Origin of the sequence: Tateyamaria sp. (genome assembly GCF_039945315.1) — a bacterium.
GTDB lineage: Bacteria > Pseudomonadota > Alphaproteobacteria > Rhodobacterales > Rhodobacteraceae > Tateyamaria.
The window spans coordinates 45600-61256 of sequence record NZ_JBDUXB010000001.1 but is presented as its reverse complement, the minus strand read 5'-3'; the positions used below and the strand labels follow the sequence as shown (position 1 = coordinate 61256).

Genomic DNA, 15657 nt, shown 5'->3' with positions numbered 1-15657 from the left:
TTGGAAAGTAAGGCTCCAGACGCGTCATCTGCGCGTCGTTCAGCCAGTAAAGATCGCTCACATCACCACTCGATTTTCGACCGCTGAATCACGCAGGAAGGAAGAAATCAATGGGTCCTGACCCTAGCGGCCGCGTGGGATAAGCAAGGTCCGCCAAGGGTTCGGACCAGATCTTGGCTAGCCTTAGTGCGCCTCGGCCCAATTCTGTCCCTGCCCTGCATCCACCGTCAGCTTTACATTCAGATGCACGACGGGGTTGTTTGCCCCTTCCATCACGCCCCGCGCCGCGCCGATCAGATCGTCGACGGCGCTGTCTTCGACTTCGAACAGTAACTCGTCATGCACCTGCAGCAGCATCGTGGCGGGCAGGTTCGCGATGGCGTCCGGCATGCGGATCATCGCGCGCCGGATCACATCTGCCGCTGTCCCTTGGATCGGGGCGTTGATGGCGGCGCGGGCGGCAAAGCCTGCATGCGGCCCCTTGGCCCCGATGTTGGGCGTGTGGATTCTGCGGCCAAACAGGGTCTGGACGTAACCGTGTTCTTTGGCGAAGGCCTTGGTGTCGTCCATATAGGTGCGGATGCCGGGGAAGCGTTCGAAGTACCGGTCGATGAACCCCTGCGCTTCGGCCCGTGGGATGCGCAGGTTTCGCGCCAGACCAAAACCTGAGATGCCATAGATCACCCCAAAGTTGATCGCCTTGGCTTGTCGGCGAACGTCCGGCGTCATTTCGTCGAGCGGGACGTCAAACATTTCAGACGCGGTCAGCGCGTGGATGTCGATGCCGTCGTCAAAGGCCTGTTTCAGCTCGGGAATTTTTGCGATGTGGGCGAGAATGCGCAGTTCGATCTGGGAATAGTCCAGCGCTACGAGGGTCTTGCCCGGTTCGGACACAAAGGCTTCGCGGATGCGCCGTCCTTCTTCGGTTCGGATCGGGATGTTTTGCAGGTTTGGATCGGTTGAGGCGAGCCGCCCTGTTGACGCCCCTGCGATCGAATAGGACGTGTGCACGCGGCCTGTGTCCGGGTTGATATGGTCCTGCAGCGCGTCGGTATAGGTCGATTTCAGCTTGGAAAGTTGCCGCCAGTCCAGCACGAGACCGGGCAGTTCGTGTTCTGTGGCAAGGTCTTCGAGCACGTCCGCGCCGGTGGCGTATTTGCCAGTTTTGCCCTTTTTGCCGCCCTCAAGGCTCATCTCGTCAAACAGGATTTCACCGATTTGCGCGGGCGATCCGACGTTAAATGTGCGCCCTACCATCTCGTAAATTTCGTCTTCGAGCCCGGCCATCTTTTGGGCAAAGGCGTTGGACATGCGTGACAGCGTATCGCGGTCGACCTTGATACCGGAGCGTTCCATGCCAGCCAGCACGGGCACCATCGGCCGTTCGAGCGTTTCGTAGACTTTGGTGACCTGCGCGCGGTGCAGCCCAGGTTTGAACTGTTGCCAGAGGCGCAAGGTGATGTCGGCGTCCTCGGCGGCGTATTTGACCGCATCCTCAACCGGCACCTGATCGAAGGTCTTGGCGGACTTGCCGGACCCCAGCAGCGGTTTGATCGGGATGGGTGTATGGCCCAGATAGCGTTCAGACAATGTGTCCATGCCGTGATTGTGCAAGCCGCCATGCATCGCATAGCTCATCAACATGGTGTCATCGATGGGGGCGACGTGCACGCCGATCTGGGCAAAGATCTTGGCATCATATTTCATGTTTTGCCCGATCTTGAGGATACTGTCGTCTTCCAGAACGGGTTTGAGCATGTCGAGCGCCGTTTCCAGCGGCATCTGCCCCTCGGACAGATCATCAGACCCAAAGAGGTCATCGCCTCCCTGTTTGTGGGTCAGAGGAATGTAGCAAGCGTGGCCCGGATTAACGGCCAGCGAGATACCGACAAGGTTGGCCGTCATCTCGTTCAGGCTGGTGGTTTCAGTGTCCACGGCGACATAGCCACGCTCGTAAATGAGGTCGATCCATGTCTGGAGGGCGGTTGCGTCGCTGACCTGTTCGTAGGTGGCATCGTCAAAGCTCGGCGCGTCGGGGGCATCTGCCGCCTCGGGCGCGGTGGGTTCCTTTATTTCGGGTTCTTCAACGCCAAGCTGGGTTGCGATCCGCTTGGTCAGGGTGCGGAATTCCATCTCGGCCAAAAACGGGAGCAGTTGGTCAGGATGTGGGTCGCGGACCTCAAGATCGTCGATGGTAAAATCGAGCGGCGTGTTTTCGTCCAGCAGCACCAGCTTGCGCGAGAGCCGGATCTGGTCGGCATTGTCGATCAGGGTTTCGCGGCGCTTGGGTTGTTTGATTTCGCCTGCGCGTTCCAGCAGAGCATCAAGATCGCCATATTCGTTGATCAACAGTGCTGCGGTTTTGATCCCGATGCCGGGGGCGCCGGGCACGTTGTCGACACTGTCGCCTGCCAGCGCCTGCACATCCACGACCCGTTCAGGGAAGACGCCGAATTTTTCGAACACACCGTCGCGGTCGATGCGCTTGTTCTTCATCGCGTCCAGCATTTCGACGCCGTCGCCGACCAGTTGCATCAGGTCCTTGTCCGACGAAATGATGGTGCAGCGCCCGCCGGCGGCACGCGCCTGCACGGCCAACGTGGCGATAATGTCGTCGGCCTCGAACCCTTCCTTTTCCTTGCAGGCGATGTTGAACGCCTCGGTCGCGGTCCGGGTCAGGGGGATTTGGGGCCGCAGGTCTTCGGGCATGGCCTCGCGGTTGGCTTTGTAAAGGTCATACATGTCGTTGCGGAACGTGTGGCTGCCCTTGTCAAAGATGACGGCCACGTGGGTCGGCGCGTCGGGGCCTGTGTTCCCTTCGACGTATTTGAAGAGCATGTTGCAAAAGCCGCTGACTGCCCCGATCGGCAGACCGTCGGATTTTCGGGTCAGAGGGGGCAGCGCGTGATAGGCCCGGAATATGAAGGCCGACCCGTCAATCAGGTGCAGGTGATGCCCTTTGCCGAACTGAAGTGCCATGCGCGTTGCTCCGAACCTGTTATGCGCCGCCCTTTTGCCACGGCGCGGCGCGAGGGGCCAGACGTGATCCAATGGCGCGCCTGACGGCGCATTACATTTTTGATTTAGCGCTACGCAGTAACGTTCAGTCGGCGTCTTCGGCCAGCACGTATTTGCAGTCGCAATAGGGGCATTCGACCCAGCCAGTGTCTTCTGGGATTTGCAGCCAGACGCGAGGGTGGCCCAGCGCGCCTTCGCCGCCGTCACATGCGATACGACGCGTGGTCACCGTCTTTGTCTCGGGGGCGTCGATGGTCATGGGCGGGGTCCTTGCATATGGCGCGACTTTGGGGGTGTTTATGGGCCAAGGCCTGCGGGCAGACAAGTCCCTTAGCCGTCCCTTTCGACCCGTGCCTGATAGCAGTTGTTTCGTGCTGAGCGGACGTGGATATAGGCGACCTCCGGGTGGGCGAATATGGCCGTGATCCGATCCTCAAGGTTGGGGGTGGGGCTGATCTCTCCGGTGCCGTAAACGATGCGGTCCGCGGTGTTGTACCCTTTGATCAGGTAGTCGGGCGAGGTTGTCAGGATTTCGGGCAGCGCAGGCCCGCCGCCGCGCGTGCAGTCGCTCGCACACAGAAAGATCGGCCCAACCTCCGCATAAGGGTGGGTGCCTTCAAAGGGTTTGTGGGCCAGTACCAGCATCTCGGCCCCTTTCGGAATATCGCACAGGCAATGGCGACACGGATTGCCCTCTCCGTCGCTGACTGTGCGTTTGGGCGGGTTGCCAAAGGCGTCCAGACCTCTGGCGCGATAGGCCGTGACGATGTCGGTGGGCAAGGCGGTGAACATGGGCATGAGGTATCTCCTTTTGGCCTGTGCATAAACGGCTCCCCTGCGCCGTGACGACCCGAATGATGCGCAACCCCCTGCTTCTCTGATTAAGAAAAATCCCGGGTGGGGCCCGCAGGGGCGGGGGCAGAGCCCCCTTACTTTTTTGTGCCAGCGCTCCGCGCTGAGGGCAGAGCCCCCAAAACACAACGCCAGTTCAAATGAGAACAAAACAAGAATATACTGCACTCCTGCCATGCCCGAATCTGCGACACATATGTTCACTGAACTTTCTGCCACGTCCAATTTTACCTTCCTCACCGGGGCATCCCACCCCGAGGAATATATGGCGCGTGCGGCTCTGTTGGGGATGGAGGCACTGGCCATTGCAGATGACAATTCAGTGGCCGGGATCGTGCGGGCACATACCGAAAGCAAAGCGATTGCGCGTAGTGTTAAAGAGCGGCAGGAGTTTGACGCGATCACCGGGCTGATCGGCCCGCCAAGGCCGGATCACATCTCGGCAGCACCAAGCGCACCGATCAGCACGATACCCCGGCTGATCCCGGCGGCACGGCTGGTGTTCCGCGATGCCTCGCCCATCACGGTGCTGCCGCAAAGCCGGGCCGGATGGCGCTCTTTATGCCGGATCATTTCCGCCGGGCGGTTGCGCGCAGAAAAGGGACAATGTGACATCGCGCTTGCTGATCTTGAGGCGTTCCCGGAGGGCCTTCACCTGCTGCTCTGGCCACCGGCACAGAAGGTGCAGGGCGGCGCGGGTGATTGGGTGCAAACGGCGCGCCGGCTGACGCGCCGCTTTGCCGGAAACATCCATGTGCTGATGCATCCGCACTATGACGGGCGGGACACGGTGCGCTTTGACGCGCTTGCGGACCGCGCGCGGGACCTTGGCCTGCCCACACTCGCCTCTGCCGCGCCGCGCATGCACCACGGGGCGCGGCGCAAGCTGGCGGATGTGGTCACTGCGGTGCGTCTGAAAACCCGCGTCGATCATCTGGGTCGCAACGCCCTGGCCAATGGTGAGGGGCGGTTGCGCAGTGCCGCTGACATGGCCCGCCTGTTTCCCGGGCACGAGGACGCGGTGGCGCGCGCAGGTGCACTGGCCCAAAGCCTCACGTTCTCATTAGATGAGTTGCGCTATGAATACCCGTCCGAGGTCACCGACAATGAAACGCCGGGCCAACGGCTGGAGCGGCTCGCTTATGAGGGGCTCAAATGGCGCTACCCGGCAGGCCCCCCCGAAAAGGCGCAGACGTTGCTGCGCCATGAACTGACCCTGATCGCCAAGCTGAAATACGAACCCTATTTCCTGACCGTGCGCGACATTGTCCACTTTGCGCGTTCCCGTAACATCCTGTGTCAGGGGCGCGGGTCTGCGGCCAATTCGGTGGTCTGTTACTGCCTTGGGGTCACGTCGGTTTCCCCCGAGATGGGCACGATGGTGTTCGAGCGTTTTGTCAGCGAGGCGCGGGATGAACCCCCGGACATCGATGTCGATTTCGAACATGAGCGGCGCGAGGAGGTGATCCAGCATATCTATGAGACCTATGGCCGTCACCGCGCGGGCCTGTGCGCCACGGTTGTCCATTACAGGGGCAAGCGCGCCATCCGCGAGGTGGGCCGCGCCATGGGCCTGAGCGAGGACACGATTTCGGCGCTGAGTTCCCAGCTTTGGGGCTTTTTCTCAACCAAGGGGATCGAGGCGGAACGGATGGCCGAAATTGGCCTCGACTTCCGCGACAAGCGCCTGCGGCAGACGATTGAGCTGGTGCATGAGATCAACGGCTTTCCCCGCCATCTCAGCCAACACGTGGGCGGGTTCATCATCACCGAAGGGCGGCTGGATGAACTGGTGCCGATCGAGAACGCCACGATGGAGGACCGCACTGTCATCTGCTGGGACAAGGACGATATCGACAGTCTGGGTATCCTCAAGATCGACGTGCTGTCCCTTGGCATGCTGACGTGCATCCGCAAGGCGTTTGATCTGCTCAAGATGCACCACCAGCAGACTTATACCCTTGCCACGCTGCCTCCCGAGGATCCGCGCGTTTATGACATGCTTTGTGCGGCGGACAGCATTGGCGTGTTTCAGGTGGAAAGCCGCGCGCAGATGAATTTTCTGCCCCGCATGCGCCCGCGCAATTTCTATGATCTTGTGATCGAGGTTGCGATCATCCGCCCCGGCCCCATTCAGGGGGATATGGTGCATCCCTACATCCGGCGGCGGAATGGGGAAGAGGCGGTCTCGTTTCCGTCCGATGCGCTGGGCGCGGTGCTGAGCAAGACGCTGGGCGTGCCCCTGTTTCAGGAACAGGCGATGCAGATCGCGATTGTTGGCGCGAACTTTACACCCGATCAGGCGGACCGGTTGCGCCGGTCTTTGGCCACCTTCAAGAAACATGGCAGCGTCAGTACATTCCGCGCTCTGTTCCTGCGTGGCATGCGCAAGAACGGGTACGAGGACGATTTTGCCGAGCGCTGTTTTTCACAGATCGAGGGATTTGGTTCTTATGGGTTTCCCGAGAGTCATGCGGCGAGCTTTGCCCTCTTGGTTTATGCCTCAAGCTGGCTCAAGTGCCACCATCCGGGCATCTTTGCCTGCGCGCTGCTCAATTCCCAGCCGATGGGGTTTTACGCCCCTGCCCAGATTGTGCGTGACGCGCGCGAGCATGGCGTTGTTGTGCGCCCGATCTGTGTGAACACCAGCTACTGGGACAATGTAATGGAACCGGACGGGCAGGGCGGGCTGGCCCTGCGCCTTGGGTTCCGTCAGATCAAGGGCCTGAGCGAAGAGGATGCCAGTTGGCTGACGGCGGCGCGCGGGAATGGGTATCATGCGGTGCGCGATGTGTGGCGCAAGGCGGGTCTTAACCCGCCGGTTCTGGTGCGACTTGCAGAGGCGGATGCCTTTGCAAGTATCGGGCTGTCGCGTCGTGAGGCGTTGTGGGAGGCCAAGGCGCTGGCCCCGGGGCCGGTCTTGCCCTTGTTTGCACAGGACATTGACGGCGAGGTGGTGGATGAGCCCACCGCCTTATTGCCAGAGATGACGATGGGCGAACAGGTGGTCGAGGATTATGTTTCCACCCGGCTGACCCTGCGCGCGCATCCTGTGGCGCTACTGCGCCATATCCTGACACCGGGGGCAAAGCCCGTGGACGTGGTGGCGACACAGGCGCGCGCGCCGGATTTGTCCAAGATCAGTTTCACTCGTGGCAACCCGGATTGATTTCGAGGTTGTTGGCCCCGGCAAACACTGTTGCCCGGCATGATCGTTCCTGCTTGCAGACGCTTCTTAAAGCGTTGAACGAATTACCCGCCGTCAGGAAGCGGAGGCAGTTGACGTAAATACAAAACAACAGCGTCCAGATCATTTTTCGTCATTGCCGCATAGTGATGATACCCCATAGGCGGAAGCATTTTGGAGCCATCTGGCCGTATGCCGGTTGTAATCATGGCCTTCAATTCTGCATCGCTGTAACCAGCGAGGCCGTCTTCATGGGTGGTCAGATTGGTTGAGACAGACGTTCCCCATGGCCCATGAAACTCGAACCCGCCAGCACCGAGGTGGGTTTCAAACATCGGCCCTTTCTCGCCCATCGGCGTATGGCACTCGATGCAATGCGCAACTGGGCCGGCGAGGTATTCACCATATTCGACACTGACCGATTGCGCAGGAGCGGACACGCTGTCCACGGGCGGTCCATACGCGGGTGGCAACGGAATATTGTACGTAGAGAATGGTGTTTCATTTGCGCTCGCCGGAACCGTGCGGAGGAAGGCAACGATAGAGTAGAGATCATCGTCGGACAAACCGCGGTAAAGGCCCATCGGCATTGGCGGTCCGATCACAGATCCATCAGGGCGGATACCCTCCCGGATCGCTTTTGCGAGCTCATCATCTGTCCAATCGGCGACACGCCCACCGGGTGTAATATTCACCGCCCAAGCTTCGAAGGCAGGATTTTTTTCGACCATGAATCCGCCCAACTCGTTGGACATATCGGGGCCTTGAGGTGTCTGGGGCGTATGGCAGTTGCCGCAGCCCGCCGGCCCACGAACCAAATACTCACCTCGTTCAATGGATGGCTCGGCATTCGCCAGAAATGCGAATGAGGTTAGTGTGAATGTCGTCAAAATTAGTCGCATATTTTCATTTCCAAAATCGTAGTAAAAATCGAACCCGCAATAGGTTCGTGCTCAATAATAGGGGAAATTGGGCTAAATCTCCTACGAAAAATTCTGGGGATGTCTGTCACGGCCTCAAAGCTGTCGTTCAGCCAGACGCGAAATCGATCGCTTTGCCTGTCACCACAGAACGTCCGCAAATTTACTAATCTGGTGCCGCAATTGCCGTGCGTGGGGTAAAAATCGCATTCGATGGTCCGTCACGCCGCAATCGTGCCAGTTGATCCCATGCCTCTTCCAGACTTACCCGCGTGCCACGGGGCGCCCACCACAATGCCAGAGTCGGTCCCTCAGATCGGTCGACCCATCCTTTGAGTTTTCGAATACCATCCGCATGCAGTTGTTCGCGATAGGCAAACCGCTGCAACGCAGACAGATCCCGCCACCCGGCCATCGTCATGATGTGCAGGTTTTCCTCTGTGCCGCTCGTGTTTTGCGCTAGCAGGTCCGTCATTTCCAGATAGCGGCCGTCCGGTGCTCGGGCCCCATGGTTGTGCCAGAACATGTCGCCATCCGCTTTGGCCAGTGCGAACACTTTGGGCAGCTGTTCAAAGAAGTAGACGGCGTTGGGGTGTGCGGCGCTGAAGGCTCCGACCGGACGCACCACGTTGAGGTGCACCAGCATGTGTTCGCTCATCTTTGGCCTCCTTGCTTTGTTTAAACAGTAAACCGCTCGTCTGTGTGGGCAAGCGTTCTTCCCAAGCGTGACCCGGCGCGTTAGAAGGCTGGAAAACCTGCGAATAAAGGTCCTTGAGCATATGCCAGTCCCCAAACCCGTCGTTTTGTGCATCCTTGATGGCTGGGGTCTGCGTGAAGAGACCACAGGCAACGCGCCTGCGCTGGCTGACACGCCCACCTATGACCACATTATGGCGACCTGTCCGAACGCGACCCTTATTACCCATGGCCCCGATGTGGGTCTGCCGCGTGGCCAGATGGGCAATTCCGAAGTGGGCCATACCAACATTGGAGCGGGTCGCGTGGTGGCGATGGACTTGGGTCAGATTGATCTTGCGATTGAAGACGGCAGCTTTTTCGACAATGCCCGCCTGATCGCCTGGATCGAGGCGATCAAGGCCGCTGGCGGGTGCGCCCATCTGATGGGCGTGATGTCTGATGGCGGGGTGCATGGCCATATCAGTCACATGATTGCCGCAGCCAAGGCGTGCACGGATGCTGGCCTGGAGGTGTGTATTCACGCCATTACGGATGGGCGTGACGTGCCCCCGAAATCTGCGCTTGGGTATCTTGAGACGTTGCAGGCTGCTCTGCCCACAGGTGCGCGTATCGTAACTGTCACGGGCCGTTACTTTGCTTTGGATCGGGACAATCGGTGGCATCGGGTTGAAACCGCCTTTGCAACGATGGTGCGGGCAGAAGCGGCGGTCGAGCCAAGCGCGAAGGCGGCGATTGAGGCGGCCTATGGCGCGGGTAAGACGGATGAATTTATCCCGGCCACCGTTATTGATGGATACAAGGGGGCCAAGGACGGAGACGGGCTGTTTTGCCTGAACTTCCGTGCCGACCGTGCGCGCGAGATCATGGCGGCGATGGGCGATCCGGGGTTTGACGCCTTTGATGCGTCGGGCCGACCTGACTGGGCGGGTCTGATGGGCATGGCGGATTATTCAGACGCGCATGGCGCCTATATGACGACGGTGTACCCCAAGCCTGAGATTGTGAACACACTGGGTGCCTGGGTTGCGCGCGCCGGCTTGCGCCAGTTTCGACTAGCCGAAACGGAAAAGTACCCGCATGTCACCTTTTTCCTCAATGGAGGCGAAGAAAAGCCTGAGGATGGAGAAGAGCGGGCGATGCCGAAATCCCCGAACGTAGCCACCTATGATTTGCAGCCAGAGATGTCGTCTGTCGAAGTGACAGACCGGTTTATCGGAGCGATTGAGGCAGGTTATGACCTGATCGTCGTGAATTATGCCAACCCGGATATGGTTGGTCATACTGGTGATTTGGAGGCTGCAATGGCTGCTTGCGCCGCAGTGGATCAGGGCCTTGCGCGGGTGCTGCCCGTGTTGGAGGCGGCCGGGGGCGCGATGATCCTGACGGCGGACCATGGCAATTGCGAGGTCATGATTGACCCGGACACCGGCGCGCCGCACACGGCGCACACCACCAATCTGGTGCCGGTTGCGTTGATTGGGGCCGAAGGTACGTTGAACGATGGGCGCCTTGCAGATCTGGCGCCGACATTGTTGCACCTGATGGGGTTGGAAAAACCGCTGGAAATGACAGGACAGAGCCTGATTGCATGAGACGTCTCGCTGTCCTTGCCTTGTGCCTTATGGCACCTCCTGCGGCTGCGCAGGACAGTTCAGGTGATCTGGCGCGCGCCGCCGGTGATCTGTTGGAAGCAGCGTCGATCCAACTGGAGGCGGCGGACAGCGCACGGGATCGCGTGCGTGCTTTGACACAAACGGTCCAGGCCTATGAAGCGGGTTTGTCGGCCATGCGGTCTGGTTTGCGCCGTGCCGCGATCCGTGAAGCACAGCTGCGTGCCCAACTTGAGTCTCGTGATGAAGAGATTTCCCAATTGCTGGCAGTGTTGCAGACCATAAAGCCCGAGGAAACGCCCACCGCGTTTCTGCACCCAGATGGGCCTGCGGGCACAGCGCGGGCCGGTATGCTGCTGGCGGAACTGACCCCCACGCTGAACCAGCGGGCCGAGAGTTTGCGCACCGACCTAAGCGATGTTGAAGACCTGCGCCGTTTGCAAGAACAAGCCGCCGCGCAGTTACAACTGGGGCTGAGTGAGGTGCAATCCGCACGGGCCGCGCTGAACCAGGCCATGGCCAACCGTACTGATCTGCCGCAACGGTTTACTCAAGACCCGGTGCGCACCGCGATTCTTATCGAGTCCTCTGAAACGCTGGAGGCGTTTTCAAGTGGGCTGACTGAGACCGCCACTGACGATGCAGGCTGGGCGCCGCCGGACATTGAGGACCAGATTGGCGCATTACCGGTGCCTGTGCGCGGCCTGATCCTGCGCCATGCGGGCGAGGCAGATGCCGCAGGCGTCGTGCGCCCCGGAATTCTGCTCGCCACGCGCCCTGGTGCACTTGTCACTTCTCCTACGGCGGCCACGTTGCGCTATGTTGGCCCTTTGCTGGATTTTGGATCGGTAACGATTCTTGAACCCCGGCCCGGCACACTATTTGTACTTGCTGGCATGGGCGTCAGTTATGGAGAGGCGGGACAAATCATCGCAAGTGGCACTCCTTTGGGCCTCATGAGTGGGCTTCCTGCCGAAAGCGACGGGGATGCGTTGTCAACTCGTGGTGAAGGGGGTGGCGCTGAGCGCTCGGAAACGCTCTATATAGAGGTCAGACAAGATAATACGCCTTTGGACCCACAAACGTGGTTCAGCTTTGAACAGGATGGATAACAGGGAATGAAAAAATTCGTTATGGCCGCGCTGGGCGGTACCTTGGCGGGGGCAATTGCCACAACGCAGGTTGCAGGGCCGCTGCTGGCGCAAGAGAACAGCGCAAATGCTGGCGTCTATCAGCAGCTTGATCTGTTTGGCGACATCTTTGAGCGCATTCGCAGCCAGTATGTCGAAGAGGTCGAACCCAGCGAACTGATCGAAGCGGCGATTGACGGGATGCTGACATCGCTTGATCCGCATTCCAGCTATCTGTCCCCCGATGATGCGGCGGCCATGCAGGTGCAGACTCGCGGTGAATTTGGTGGCCTTGGCATTGAGGTTACGCAGGAAGAGGGCTTTATCAAGGTCGTCTCCCCCATCGATGGCACACCGGCAGCCGAAGCCGGGATAGAGGCGGGCGACTTCATCACCCATGTTGATGGCGATTCGATGCTTGGCTTTACTTTGGATGAGGCAGTTGACCGGATGCGCGGCCCTGTTGGCTCCGAAATCATCATCACAGTTGTGCGCGAAGGTGAGGCAGAGCCCTTCGACGTTCCAATTGTCCGCGATACAATCGAATTGCAGGCCGTGCGTGCGAGGACGCAGGGCGAAACCGTAGTGCTGCGGATCACCACGTTCAATGACAAGACGACTCCGAACCTGATCTCCAAGCTGAACGAAGAGGTCGAGACTCTTGGCGGCATGGACAATGTGAATGGTTTTGTTTTGGACCTTCGCAACAATCCAGGCGGTTTGCTGACCCAAGCGATCCGAGTGTCAGATGCGTTTCTCGAAAAGGGTGAGATTGTATCAACCCGTGGCCGTGAGCTTGTGGATGGGGATCGGTTCAACGCAACACCGGGTGATCTGGCCGAGGGTAAACCAATTGTCGTGCTGATAAACGGTGGCTCTGCTTCAGCATCCGAGATCGTGGCGGGTGCCTTGCAAGACCACCGTCGTGCCATTGTTGTCGGCACTAAGAGCTTTGGCAAAGGATCGGTGCAGACCGTCATGCCGCTCCGGGGAGAGGGTGCGATGCGTCTGACCACGGCGCGCTACTACACGCCGTCGGGTCGTTCGATCCAGTCGCTGGGTGTCAGCCCAAATATTGTGGTGGAACAACCCCGTCGCAGCCCGACCACTGAGGAAGAAGATGAACCGGCCAGTGCCGTCGGACAGCGGTCCGAAGCCGACCTGCGCGGGAGCCTCAACAACGACTCGCTGAGCGAAGATGAGATCCGCCAGATCGAAGAGGACCGTGAGAAAGCCGAAGCAGCTGCTGCGCTGCGCGAAGAGGATTATCAGCTGGCCTATGCCATCGATATCCTTAAAGGTCTCAACGCTCTTGGTCCTGAAAACTAAAGCATAGCGCCCCGTAACAGGGGCGCTTTCGCCTTACGGCCGTACCTCGTGTGGGGTCAGTTGAGCCCAGTCGAAGTCTACCCCAATGCCCGGTATGTCCGGGGCGACTGCCATGTGATCCGCTATCACAAGAGGTCGTTTGGTGTAGCGATCGATTGGGAAGCTGTGCACTTCGAGCCAGCCACCATGGGGTTGCGCCGAGACCAGCGAAACGTGCAATTCCTGCATACCGTGGCTGCACACAGGCACGCTCGCGTCCTTTGCCATGTCTGCCACTTGCAGCCAGCCGGTAATTCCGAGGCAGTTAGACGCGTCAGGTTGAATGAAGTCCACGTGCGGCAGGGCGCGGGCGAATTCATGCATCGTGTGCAGGTTTTCACCTTGGGACACTGGCACCCCGGTAGCGGTGCGGATTGTTGCAAAATCCTCAAAAGCGTCGGGCACGATTGGTTCTTCGAACCATGTTATGTCATAGGGTTTGAAAGCTTTGCCCATCGCGATGGCTTGATCCACGTTCATTGAATAATTCGCGTCGACCATGAATGTCATGTCGGGGCCAATCAATTCGCGCACCGCTGCGATTCTGGCGAGGTCTTCTTCTTGCGTGGGCTGGCCGATCTTGATCTTTACTGCGTTGTGACCGCGATCCAGATAGGTCTGAATGCTCTCAAGAAGCCTTGGCATATCAAATCCCAGGTCGATCCCGCCAGCATAGGCCTTGCAACGGTCGGACGCGCCACCTGCGGCCTTCACCAAAGACTGCCCCGCGCCTTTCAGGCGGGTATCCCATAGCGCGATGTCGACCGCTGAAAGGGCAAACGACAGGATGCCACCCCGGCCCACGTAGTGCATGTGCCAGTCCATTGCGTCGGTCAGTTTTTCGACTTCTGTTGCGTCCTGTCCGATCAGAAAAGGGGCAAGATCATGTGTGATCATTGCCACTGTGGCGTGCCCGCCCCGCCCACCGTTGTAGGTGTACCCAGTGCCCGTTCGCCCGTCGCTGAGCGTGACGGTGGCTGTGACCAGATGGAAGTGGCTGTGGTCGCCATGTTTGGCGTCCACAAGAACCTCATCCAATGGGATTTCAAAGAGGCGGGCGGTGACGGAAAAGATCTTAGCCATTCAGATGCGCGGTCTCTGGAACGGGCGTGTGAACCTTGCCCGTGGTCAAATGCGCGATCAGATTGTCGACGACCAACCCGCCCATGGCTGCCCGCGTCTCGTGTGTGGCGGACCCAACATGGGGCAACAAAACGACGTTTGGCATGGTCTTGAGAGCGTCTGGTATCTTGGGCTCTGCTTCGAACACATCGAGGGCCGCATAGCCCAAGCGCCCGTCTTGCAGCGCCTGCACCATGGCCGGTTCGTCCACGACCGACCCACGCGAGACGTTTATCAGGGTACCTTCGGGGCCCAGCGCGTCCATCACTTCGCTGTTCACGATCCGGTGGGTCGAAGGGCCGCCGGGGGTAATGCAGATGAGCACTTCGACGGCTTTGGCCATGTCGGTCAGGGACGCGTGGTAGGTGTAAGGCACGTCCTTTTTGCTGCGCGAATGGTAGTGAATGTCGGCGTCAAAGGCCTTGAGCTTATCTGCTATTGCCTGCCCGATGCGGCCAAGACCGAGGATCCCGACCCGACGGTTGTCGGCACTGCGGGACAGTGGCGCGCCGCCGTTTTCCCAGTCGCCGGAGCGTGCATGCGCTTCGTCATGCAGGAAGTTGCGGAAGCTTGCGAGCATCAGAAGGATCGTTGTGCTTGCGACTTCGGCGTTCAACACGTCGGGTGTGTGCGTGACGAGGATGCCGCGATCTGCCGCCGTCTTGGTGTCGATGGCGTCATATCCGACGCCATAGCAACTGACCATTTTAAGGTTGGGGCAGGCGGCCATGACGTCTGCTGGTACGCCATCATGGCCGTTGGTGGCAATGTGGGTGATGGCGTTCGCCGGATAGGCGTTTTCACTTAGTTTGTGGATGGTGAAGTGTTCGGCCAGACGATCCCGCATGGTGTAAGTGATGCCGCCGATTTGAAGAAGATCAGGCATCCATCTTCACTTCCTGACGCTGGCGCCCCAAACCTTCGATTTCCAACTCCATAACGTCACCGACCTTCAGGTAAACTTGGGGACGCATTCCGTCTCCGACGCCCGGAGGAGTGCCTGTGGTGATGATGTCACCCGGATGCAGCGTCATCAGACCGCTGAGATGTTCGATAATCTCGGCGACCGAGAAAATCATAGTTGAGGTATTGCCGGTTTGCATCTGTTTGCCATTGAGATGCAGCGACATAGCGAGGTTTTGCGGATCGGCGACTTCGTCCCGCGTCACGAGATACGGGCCTGTAGGTCCAAACGTGTCGCAGGATTTGCCCTTGGTCCATTGCCCTGTCAGGTTCTGCTGAAATTCGCGTTCGGACACGTCGTTCACCACGCAATAACCGGCGACATAATCCAGCGCATCTGCCTTGGACACATATTTCGCAGCCTTGCCGATCACCACGCCCAGTTCAACTTCCCAGTCGCTGCGCTTGGAGTTGCGTGGCATGACCACATCATCATTTGGCCCGACGATCGCCGAATTCGCCTTGAAGAACAGGATGGGGTGTTCGGGGATCGGCAGCCCCTGTTCCTCTGCGTGATCGGAGTAGTTAAGGCCGATGCACAAAAACTTGCCAAAGTGGCCAACGCATGCGCCAAGGCGCGGATTGCCTTTGACTTCGGGCAAGGTGGTTGGATCAATACTGCGCAGCCGATCCAGCGTTTCGTCATCCAGCGTGTCGCCAGTGATGTCATCAATGACGCCATACAGATCGCGCAAGGTGTCGCCATCCATTAGGCCCGGTTGTTCGCTCCCTACGTCTCCGTATCTTACAAGTTTCATGTCTCTTAATCCTCGCTTGTTTGTTGTCGC

Annotated in this window: 12 protein-coding genes; 4 read left to right on the top strand and 8 right to left on the bottom strand. The window is 59.2% G+C overall.

From position 1 onward, the window contains the following. Positions 1 to 183: 183 nt before the first annotated feature. The 3 genes from polA to ABJD00_RS00270 form a co-directional block, all read right to left on the bottom strand. The gene (polA, locus tag ABJD00_RS00280; protein ID WP_413828968.1) at positions 184 to 2979 is read right to left on the bottom strand and encodes a DNA polymerase I; all 2796 of its coding nucleotides are present in this window, start codon (positions 2977 to 2979) and stop codon (positions 184 to 186) included. A gap of 124 nt (positions 2980 to 3103) precedes the next feature. Continuing rightward, positions 3104 to 3277, bottom strand: a complete 174-nt coding sequence (locus ABJD00_RS00275) for a zinc-finger domain-containing protein (RefSeq protein WP_108838382.1) — start codon at positions 3275 to 3277, stop codon at positions 3104 to 3106. A 71-nt stretch (positions 3278 to 3348) separates the two neighbouring features. Further along, positions 3349 to 3816, bottom strand: a complete 468-nt coding sequence (locus ABJD00_RS00270; RefSeq protein WP_413828966.1) for a DUF1203 domain-containing protein — start codon at positions 3814 to 3816, stop codon at positions 3349 to 3351. A 250-nt stretch (positions 3817 to 4066) separates the two neighbouring features. On the opposite strand from ABJD00_RS00270, the gene ABJD00_RS00265 reads away from it, so the two are divergent. Then, on the top strand, positions 4067 to 7039 hold the full coding sequence (locus ABJD00_RS00265; RefSeq protein WP_413828972.1) for an error-prone DNA polymerase: 2973 nt from the start codon (positions 4067 to 4069) through the stop codon (positions 7037 to 7039). 83 nt (positions 7040 to 7122) lie between these two features. Here ABJD00_RS00265 and ABJD00_RS00260 read toward each other — a convergent pair whose 3' ends face one another. Together ABJD00_RS00260 and ABJD00_RS00255 are read right to left on the bottom strand one after the other, a co-directional pair. Continuing rightward, positions 7123 to 7959: a c-type cytochrome gene (locus ABJD00_RS00260; RefSeq protein ID WP_413853645.1), complete on the bottom strand. Its 837-nt coding sequence runs from the start codon at positions 7957 to 7959 to the stop codon at positions 7123 to 7125. A gap of 184 nt (positions 7960 to 8143) precedes the next feature. Then, entirely contained in the window at positions 8144 to 8635 is a 492-nt protein-coding gene (locus ABJD00_RS00255) for a DUF3291 domain-containing protein (protein ID WP_413828962.1), read from the bottom strand. Between the two features lie 121 nt (positions 8636 to 8756). On the opposite strand from ABJD00_RS00255, the gene gpmI reads away from it, so the two are divergent. The 3 genes from gpmI to ABJD00_RS00240 are packed head-to-tail and all read left to right on the top strand — an operon-like array spanning position 8757 to position 12745. After that, a complete protein-coding gene (gpmI, locus tag ABJD00_RS00250) occupies positions 8757 to 10268 on the top strand; it encodes a 2,3-bisphosphoglycerate-independent phosphoglycerate mutase (protein ID WP_413828960.1) in 1512 nt (503 codons plus the stop codon). Further along, the gene (locus tag ABJD00_RS00245) at positions 10265 to 11398 is read left to right on the top strand and encodes a murein hydrolase activator EnvC family protein (RefSeq protein ID WP_413828958.1); all 1134 of its coding nucleotides are present in this window, start codon (positions 10265 to 10267) and stop codon (positions 11396 to 11398) included. The genes gpmI and ABJD00_RS00245 overlap by 4 nt, the downstream gene beginning before the upstream one ends. 6 nt (positions 11399 to 11404) lie before the next feature. After that, positions 11405 to 12745 carry a S41 family peptidase gene (locus tag ABJD00_RS00240; protein ID WP_413828956.1) on the top strand — a complete coding sequence of 447 codons (1341 nt, stop codon included), beginning with the start codon at positions 11405 to 11407 and terminating at the stop codon, positions 12743 to 12745. 33 nt (positions 12746 to 12778) lie between these two features. Here the strand turns inward: ABJD00_RS00240 and ABJD00_RS00235 are convergent, their stop codons facing one another. Genes ABJD00_RS00235 through ABJD00_RS00225 form a run of 3 tightly spaced genes read right to left on the bottom strand, consistent with a single transcriptional unit; the run spans position 12779 to position 15627 of the window. Next, positions 12779 to 13867 (bottom strand): mandelate racemase/muconate lactonizing enzyme family protein, encoded by a 1089-nt coding sequence (locus ABJD00_RS00235; protein ID WP_413828954.1) that lies wholly within the window; start codon positions 13865 to 13867, stop codon positions 12779 to 12781. After that, positions 13860 to 14792 (bottom strand): 2-hydroxyacid dehydrogenase, encoded by a 933-nt coding sequence (locus ABJD00_RS00230; RefSeq protein WP_413828952.1) that lies wholly within the window; start codon positions 14790 to 14792, stop codon positions 13860 to 13862. The genes ABJD00_RS00235 and ABJD00_RS00230 overlap by 8 nt, the downstream gene beginning before the upstream one ends. After that, positions 14785 to 15627 (bottom strand): fumarylacetoacetate hydrolase family protein, encoded by an 843-nt coding sequence (locus ABJD00_RS00225; RefSeq protein WP_413828950.1) that lies wholly within the window; start codon positions 15625 to 15627, stop codon positions 14785 to 14787. Before ABJD00_RS00225 ends, ABJD00_RS00230 begins: the two co-directional genes overlap by 8 nt. Between the last annotated feature and the right edge of the window lie 30 nt (positions 15628 to 15657).